Origin of the sequence: Pseudoalteromonas sp. P1-26, from assembly GCF_001401795.1 — a bacterium.
Lineage (GTDB): Bacteria > Pseudomonadota > Gammaproteobacteria > Enterobacterales > Alteromonadaceae > Pseudoalteromonas.
Genome location: NZ_LKDX01000117.1, coordinates 1 through 844, shown reverse-complemented (window position 1 = coordinate 844; position 844 = coordinate 1). Strand labels below are relative to the sequence as shown.

The 844-nt window shown below is 44.0% G+C and carries 1 pseudogene; it reads right to left on the bottom strand.

What is annotated here, in order from left to right:
• Positions 1-89 precede the first annotated feature (89 nt).
• A pseudogene (locus AN394_RS21150) lies at positions 90-698 on the bottom strand (tyrosine-type recombinase/integrase); the annotation flags it as partial.
• Between the last annotated feature and the right edge of the window lie 146 nt (positions 699-844).

The window sequence follows — 844 nt, the reverse complement described above, 5'->3', positions numbered from 1 at the left end:
GCCAATTACTTGGCCGGTTAAATGGTCAACAAAATTGATCCACCCGAGAAAACCAATTACCGTTAATGTGTGCTATTAGTTACGCTTACGTTGTAGATAGCATCCAACCCTTTTTTGCTGTGGCCAATCATCAACTCGGCAACTTCTTGCGTCGTGATGGCCGACATACGCGTTCGCATCGTTCTGCGAAGATCATGCATAGACCAATGTTCCATCTCAACACCAAGCGATCTGCGAGCCCAGATTTTCACATTGTTAGGAATAGTGGTATCAAAGCCATTTGTGGCAAGCTCTTCTTGTCCGTTCGCGGGAAACAAGTAAGTTGATTTACTCATCTGCATCGCCAGTTCAATCAGCTCAATAGCAGGCCTAATCAATGGCCGCATGATTGGCGCTCCAATTTTCTCACCTTGTTTACGGATCTCTATAGGCACTGTCCACATTGCAGATTGCAAGTCAAAGTGATGCTTTTCAGCTTGAATGAGTTCGCCCTTGCGACCGCCCAATAGCAGAAGCAGTTTTATGTAGATGCGGTTCTTCTCAGTGATTTTTGACTCGTGCAAATAGCGCCAAAGTATCCTGATCTCGTTGTCATTTAGCACCCGAGTTCGTTTGCCTTTCTTACCGCCGACCTTTTTTGCTGTGATCCCAGCGGCAGCGTTAATTTCCAAAATTGGTTCATCAATCAGCCAGTCATAAATCATGGGGTTTTAGTGGTTGTATATGCCTTTTGACATATATCCTATCTTTTTCACTGTTAGTGCATCATTCTTTCTGTAATTTCGCCTGAGCTGGAAAAGGTGCAGGTCAAAGTTTATCCTTTTGATTTACCGACCAAAGTAAA